This window comes from Rhizobacter sp. P1_G5, from assembly GCF_056405435.1.
The window spans coordinates 1-6,502 of record NZ_JBFUCB010000337.1 but is presented as its reverse complement, the minus strand read 5'-3'; the positions used below and the strand labels follow the sequence as shown (position 1 = coordinate 6,502).

The window sequence follows — 6,502 nt, the reverse complement described above, 5'->3', positions numbered from 1 at the left end:
ACGGCGCGATGGGCAGCCATGCGCTGCTCGACACGCGCGCCAGCGGCACCGTGGTGGCGGGCAAGTTCTCGCTCGACGTGGCCGGCAACCACCGCGAGACCGACAACCACCGCGACAACTTCCGCTCCGAGTCCGAGGGTGCCTCGGCGACTGCGCAATGGCAGCTCGCCGACGGCGTGCGGATCGGCGCCCGCAGCGGCTGGGACCGGCTCGAAACCGGCCTGCCGGGTTCGCTGACGGCCGCGCAGTACGCCGACAACCCGCGCCAGACGAGCAAGCCGAACGACCATGGCGGCATCCGCAGCCGCAACTCGGGGCTGTTCGGCTCCGCGGTGCTGGGCGACTGGCAACTCGGGCTGGATGCCGGCTGGCGAGACAAGCACCTGGAGAGCCGTGGCAGCTCGACCTACGGGTACGACATCAACGCGAAGAACTACGCGCTGCGTGCGCGCAACGAGATGGCGCTGGCCGGCGGCCGCAATGCGCTGAGCTTCGGCATCGACCATGCCGACTGGACGCGCGACACGGTCTTCGGCTCGTCCGCCGACCAGACCTCGCGCGCGTTCTATGCGAAGGACGACTACACCTTCGCAGCGGGGACGCGGGTCAGTGTCGGCGGACGCAGCGAGCGCATCGAGAAGACCAGCACCGACACGACGACGGGCATCGACGACACGATGCACGCCTGGGAGCTGGGCCTGCTGCAGCCGCTGTCGACCTCGACCTCGGTGTATGGCCGGATCGGAAGCAGCTACCGGCTGGCCAATGCCGACGAATACAGCTTCACCGTCGGCGAGCTGCGCCCGCAGACCTCGCGCGACATCGAGCTCGGCCTGCGCTGGCAGGCCGGTGGCACGCGCGCCGAAGTGCGCGCCTACCGCAGCAAGCTGACCGACGAGATCGGCTACGACCCGAACGAGCCGAACGGCCCCTTCTTTGGCGCCAACGTCAACTTCGAGCCGACGCGCCGCCAGGGCGTCGAGGCCGAGCTGTCGCAGGCGCTGGGCAGCACGGCCAACGTGCGCGTGGTCGCGGCTCAGCGCCAGGCGCGCTTCACGGCCGGCCGCAACGACGGCAAGGACGTGCCGCTGACCGCGAAGACCACGCTGGCCTTGCGCGGCGACTGGGCGTTCGCCGAGGGGCACCGCGTCGACGCCGGCGTGAACTACGTGTCGTCGCAGACGCCGGACTTCGAGAACGCCTGCACGATGCCGGCCCACACGACGCTGGACCTGCGCTACGCGTACCAATGGCAGATGCTGGAATTCGCGCTCGGCGTGACCAACGCGACCGACAAGAAGTACTACACGCTGGCCTTCCGCTGCGTGAACGGCGCGACCAGCTCGATCTACCCGGAAGACGGCCGGGCCTTCACCGGCTCCATCCGCATCCAGTTCTGATCGAGTTCGATGGCGAGCCATGAACTGATCCTCGGCGGCCAGCGCAGCGGCAAGTCGCGCTGCGCCGAATCGCGTGCGATCGCCTGGCTCGCGACGCCGGGGCATGAGGCAGCGCTGCTCGCCACCGCGCTGCCCGGCGACGGCGAGATGCGCGAGCGCATCGCACAGCACCGCCGCGACCGCGCCGAGCGCGTGCCGGCGATGGTCACGCACGAGGTGCCGCGCGACCTCGCGCTCGGCATCGTGCAATACGCGCACCCGCAGCGGCTGCTGGTGATCGACTGCCTGACGCTGTGGACGACGAACTGGCTGATGCCCATGGAGCCGCTGGACCAGCCGCACGAGCGCTGGCAGGCCGCGTCGCAAGCGATGCTGGACGCATTGGCGGCGGCCGCCGGCCCGGTCGTGCTGGTGTCGAACGAGATCGGCCTCGGCCTGTCGCCGATGACACGCGAGGCGCGACACTTCGTCGACGAACTGGGGCGGCTGCACCAGGCGGTTGCCACGCACTGCGCGCGCGTGACGCTGATGGTGGCCGGGCTGGAACTGGCCGTGAAGGCGCAGACACGATGACGATGCACACCCTCCTGAAGCAGGTGCTGGCGATGGCGCTGCTGGCCGCGACCGGGCTGGCTGCCACCGCGGCCCCACTCACGCTGAAGGACGACCGCGGCCGCACGCTGACGCTGGCGGCCCCGCCGCAGCGCGTGATCAGCCTGCTGCCCTCGCTGACCGAGAGCGTGTGCGCGCTCGGCGGCTGCGCGCGGCTGGTCGGCACCGACCGCTATTCCAACTCGCCGGCCGAGGTGCTGGCGCTGCCCAAGCTGGGCGGCATCGACGACGCGCAGGTCGAGCGCATCGTCGCGCTGAAGCCCGACGTGGTGCTGGCCGCCACCTCGGCGCGCATCATCGAGCGGCTCGAGCAGCTCGGCGTGCACGTCGTCGTCGTCGAATCGAAGACGCATGCCGACGTGCAGCGCAGCCTCGCGACGATCGCGCAGCTGCTCGGCACGCCGGAGCGCGCCGCGCCGGTGTGGGCGCGCATCCAGCGCGAGATGGCCGAGGCCGCGGCGCGCGTGCCGGCCAAGGTGCGCGGGCAGCGGGTGTATTTCGAGGTCGATGCGTCGCCGTACGCGGCGGGCAGCAGCTCGTTCATCGGCGAGACGCTGACGCGGCTCGGCCTCGGCAACATCGTCACGCCCGAGCTCGGGCCGTTCCCGAAGCTGAACCCGGAGTACGTGCTGAAGGCGCAGCCCGACATCCTGATCGGTGCGCAGCGCAACGTGGCCGAGATGCCGGCGCGCCCGGGCTGGGCCGCGCTGCGGGCGGTGCAGGGCGGGCGCAGCTGCGGCTTCGATCCGGCGTCGTACGAAGTGCTGATCCGCCCGGGGCCGCGCATGGGCGAGGCGGCCTTGCAGCTCGCCGGCTGTGTCGCCGGCCTCCCGGAGCCGCGCTGACGTGAACGGACTTGCGCTCCGCCTGCGACGGCGCCTGGTCGTCGCGATGCTGGTGCTGACCGCGCTGCTGCTCGTCGCCGGGCTCGCGGCCGGCAGCGAGGGCTGGTCGCTGCCGTCGCTGTGGGGGCCGGACGCGGCGCTGATCGTCGGCCAGATCCGCGCGCCGCGCACGCTGGGGGCGTGGCTGGTCGGCGTCTTGCTCGGCCTGGCCGGCGCGGTGGCGCAGGGGCTGTTCCGCAATCCGCTGGCCGATCCCTACCTGCTGGGTGCCGCATCGGGCGCGACGCTCGCGGTGGTGCTCGGGCTGGCCGCGCAGGCGCTGGCCGGGCACTACATCAGCCTGGGGACAGCAGACTTGCTGTCGCGGGCCGGGCTGGTGCTGGGCGCGTTCGTCGGCGCGCTCGGCGGCGTGCTGCTGACGCTGCTGCTGTCGCGTGGCGCGCAGCACACGACGCGGCTGCTGCTGGCGGGTGTCGTCGTCGGCGTGGTGCTGGGTGCGGCCAGTGACCTCGTCACCACGGTCGCGCCGGATGCGCTGCGCGGCAAGCAGTGGTTCATGCTCGGCAGTACCTCGTTCCTCGGCTGGGACAGCGTGCTGCTGCTGGGGGCCGGCGCGCTGGTCTGCGTGCCGCTCGCCTGGCGGCTGGCGCGCGCGCTCGATGCGCTGACGCTCGGCATCGACAGCGCGCTGAGCCTGGGGCTCGACCTGTCGAAGCTGCGGCTGGTGCTGGTGGTCGTGCTGGCGCTGGCGACCGGGCTCGCGGTGGCGCAATCGGGGCTGATCGCGTTCGTCGGCCTGGTCGCACCGCACCTGGTGCGGCGCTTCGCGCCGTCGGCGCAGGGCTACCTGCTGGTCGTCAGCGCGTTGATGGGCGGCACCTTGCTGCTCGCGGCCGACGTGCTGGCGCGCCTGCTGATCGCGCCGCAGGAGCTGCCGGTCGGCGTGCTGACCGCGTTGCTCGGCGGCGGCTACCTGCTGTGGTTGCTGCACCGGCGGGGGATCGAATGAGCGCGCTGATGTGCGAGGGCGTGCGCGTGTCGTTGGGCGGTATGCCGGTGCTCAACGATGTGTCGCTCGCGTTGCAGCCGGGGTGGACGGCGATCGTCGGGCCGAACGGCGTCGGCAAGTCGACGCTGCTGCGGGTGCTGGCCGGCTTGCTGCCGCCGGCCGCCGGCACCGTGACCTTGCAAGGCCGGCCGATTGCCGGCTGGCCGGCGCGCGAGCGCGCCCAACGCCTCGCGTGGCTGGCGCAGCAGGGCGAGGCGCGCGGCGAGCTGACGGTGCGCGACGTGGTGCACCTGGGCCGCCTGCCGCACCTGGGGCTGTTCACGCCGCCGGGGCCGGACGACGAGGCGATCGTCGATGCCGCGATGGCCGCGACCGAATGCAGCGCGTGGCAGCACCGGCAGCTGCACGGGCTGTCCGGCGGCGAGCGCCAGCGTGCGTTGATCGCCCGCGCGCTGGCGGTGCAGGCAGGGGTGCTGCTGCTCGACGAGCCGACCACCCACCTCGACCCGCCGCACCAAGTGGCGCTGGTGCGGCTGTTCCAGCGCCTGGCGCGCACGCAGAGGGTCGTCAGCGTGCTGCACGACCTGTCGCTCGCGCTGCAGGCGGACCGACTCGTCGTGATGCAGCACGGGCGCATCGCGGCCGAGGGCGCGCACGACGACCCGCTGGTGCATGCCGCGCTCGAATCGGTGTTCGACCACGCGCTGCGGGTGCAGCGCGTCGGTGCGCGCTTCCTGACCCTTCCGAACCTGGACGACTGAGATGCAGATCGAAACCCCGCCGACCGAGCGGCGCAGCGAGAAACCCGACGGCGAGCGCCGCGGGCTGGTGATCGTCCACACCGGCGACGGCAAGGGCAAGAGCACAGCGGCCTTTGGCCTGGCCTTGCGGGCGCATGGGCGCGGCAAGGCGGTGAAGGTCTACCAGTTCATGAAGGTGCCGTCGGCCCGCTTCGGCGAGCACCGGGTGTTCGAGCAGCTCGGCGTGCCGATCGAAGGACTGGGCGACGGCTTCAGCTGGAAGAGCCGCGACCTCGAGCACTCGGCGCAGCTCGCGAAGGACGGCTGGGCGCGCGCCGAGGCGACGATCCGGGCCGGTGAACACTTCCTCGTCGTGCTCGACGAGGTGATGTACCCGCTGCGCTACGGCTGGCTGCCGCTCGATGCGGTGCTGGCCTGCCTGCGCGAGCGGCCGCCTCATGTGCATGTGGTGCTGACCGGGCGCGGCGCACCGGCCGAGCTCGTCGAGCTGGCCGACACCGTCACCGAGATGACGCTGGTGAAGCACCACTACAAGGCTGGCGTGCCGGCACAGCGCGGCATCGAGGATTGATGCTCGCCGCCGCGCTGCTGCTGGCCTGGACGTGGGACGCCTGCTTCGGCGAGCCGCGCAATGCGCTGCACCCGGTGGCGTGGCTGGGGCACGTGCTGGGGCCGGTGGGCCGCGTGCTGCGGCGCGGGTCGCCGTGGCCGGCCTTCGTCGGCGGGGCGCTCGCGTGGTGCGTCGGCGCAAGCGCGATCGCGATGGCCGGCTGGCTGCTGCAGCGCGAAGTGTCGGCGTGGCCGTGGTGGGCGTCGGTGCCGCTGCTGGCGCTGCTGCTGAAGCCCTGCTTCGCATGGCGCATGCTGCGCGACGAGGTGGTGGCGATCGAACGTTCATTGGGGCAGGGCCTGGAAGCAGGGCGGCTGCAACTCTCGCGCGTGGTCAGCCGCGACACCTCGGCGCTCGACGAAGCCGCCATCCGCGAGACCGCGATCGAGACGCTGGCCGAGAACCTGAACGATTCGCTGGTGGCGCCGCTGTTCTGGTTCGCGGTGGCCGGCCTGCCGGGGGCACTGGTCTACCGCTTCGCCAACACGGCGGACGCGATGTGGGGCTACCGCGGCGAGTGGGAGTGGGCCGGCAAGTGGGCGGCGCGSGCGGACGACGTGCTGTCGTGGCTGCCCGCGCGCATCACGGCCGTGCTGCTGCATCCGCCTTTGCGGCGGGTCGACTGGCGCCGGCTGTACGGCCAATCGCTGCGAACCCCGTCGCCGAACGGCGGCTGGCCGATGGGCGCGATGGCGCTGCGGCTGGGGGTGCGGCTCGGCAAGCCGGGCGTGTACACGCTGAACGCGCGGGCGAGGGTGCCGCGTGCGGCCGATGTGCGAGTGGCCCTGCGGTATGCCGGCATTGCCGCCTGGGCCTCGGTGGCCACGGCGGCCATCGCGCTGCTGGCGAGGAGCGTCTGACGTGGTGCATGGCGGGCCGGACGCCCGGGGCATTCCCCACTGGGATTTCTCGACCAACGCGAACGCCTGCGGCCCCGCGCCGCTCGCGTGGGAGGCGGTCGACGCGAGCCGCTACCCGGACCCGTCGTACACCGACCTGCGTGCGGCACTGGCCGCACACCACGGCGTCACCTCCGGCCGCATCGTGATCGCGGCCAGCGCCAGCGAGTTCATCGCCCGCATCAGCACCGCCATCGCGCTCGGCAAGCCGAGTGCCGGCGTGTTCATCCCGCGCCCCTGCTACGGCGACTACGCGGCGGCAGCAGCGGCGCGCGGCCTGCGCGAGGTCGAACGCGATGCCGCGGCGCTGGTCTGGCACGCGTCGCCGAGCAGCCCGCTGGGCCGGTCGATGCCGTTGGCCTGGGT

8 protein-coding genes are annotated in these 6,502 nt (G+C 72.6%); all 8 read left to right on the top strand.

Annotated elements, in window-relative coordinates; translation table 11 throughout:
- The coding region (locus tag AC1D12_RS20975) for a TonB-dependent receptor domain-containing protein (RefSeq protein ID WP_477842611.1) at positions 1–1,400 on the top strand (1,400 nt) is incomplete at its 5' end.
- Positions 1,401–1,409: 9 nt separating this feature from the next.
- A complete protein-coding gene (locus tag AC1D12_RS20970) occupies positions 1,410–1,973 on the top strand; it encodes a bifunctional adenosylcobinamide kinase/adenosylcobinamide-phosphate guanylyltransferase (protein WP_477828708.1) in 564 nt (187 codons plus the stop codon).
- On the top strand, positions 1,970–2,857 hold the full coding sequence (locus AC1D12_RS20965) for an ABC transporter substrate-binding protein (protein ID WP_477842609.1): 888 nt from the start codon (positions 1,970–1,972) through the stop codon (positions 2,855–2,857). Before AC1D12_RS20970 ends, AC1D12_RS20965 begins: the two co-directional genes overlap by 4 nt.
- A gap of 46 nt (positions 2,858–2,903) precedes the next feature.
- Positions 2,904–3,866, top strand: a complete 963-nt coding sequence (locus AC1D12_RS20960) for a FecCD family ABC transporter permease (protein WP_082004251.1) — start codon at positions 2,904–2,906, stop codon at positions 3,864–3,866.
- Positions 3,863–4,627 (top strand): ABC transporter ATP-binding protein, encoded by a 765-nt coding sequence (locus tag AC1D12_RS20955; RefSeq protein ID WP_082004231.1) that lies wholly within the window; start codon positions 3,863–3,865, stop codon positions 4,625–4,627. Before AC1D12_RS20960 ends, AC1D12_RS20955 begins: the two co-directional genes overlap by 4 nt.
- Position 4,628: 1 nt before the next feature.
- Entirely contained in the window at positions 4,629–5,198 is a 570-nt protein-coding gene (gene cobO / locus AC1D12_RS20950; protein WP_047502993.1) for a cob(I)yrinic acid a,c-diamide adenosyltransferase, read from the top strand.
- Complete coding sequence (gene cbiB / locus AC1D12_RS20945) at positions 5,198–6,097, top strand: adenosylcobinamide-phosphate synthase CbiB (protein ID WP_477826417.1); 900 nt, start codon at positions 5,198–5,200, stop codon at positions 6,095–6,097. The genes cobO and cbiB overlap by 1 nt, the downstream gene beginning before the upstream one ends.
- A gap of 1 nt (position 6,098) precedes the next feature.
- A partial coding sequence (locus AC1D12_RS20940) for an aminotransferase class I/II-fold pyridoxal phosphate-dependent enzyme (protein ID WP_477842607.1) occupies positions 6,099–6,502 on the top strand: 404 nt, incomplete at its 3' end.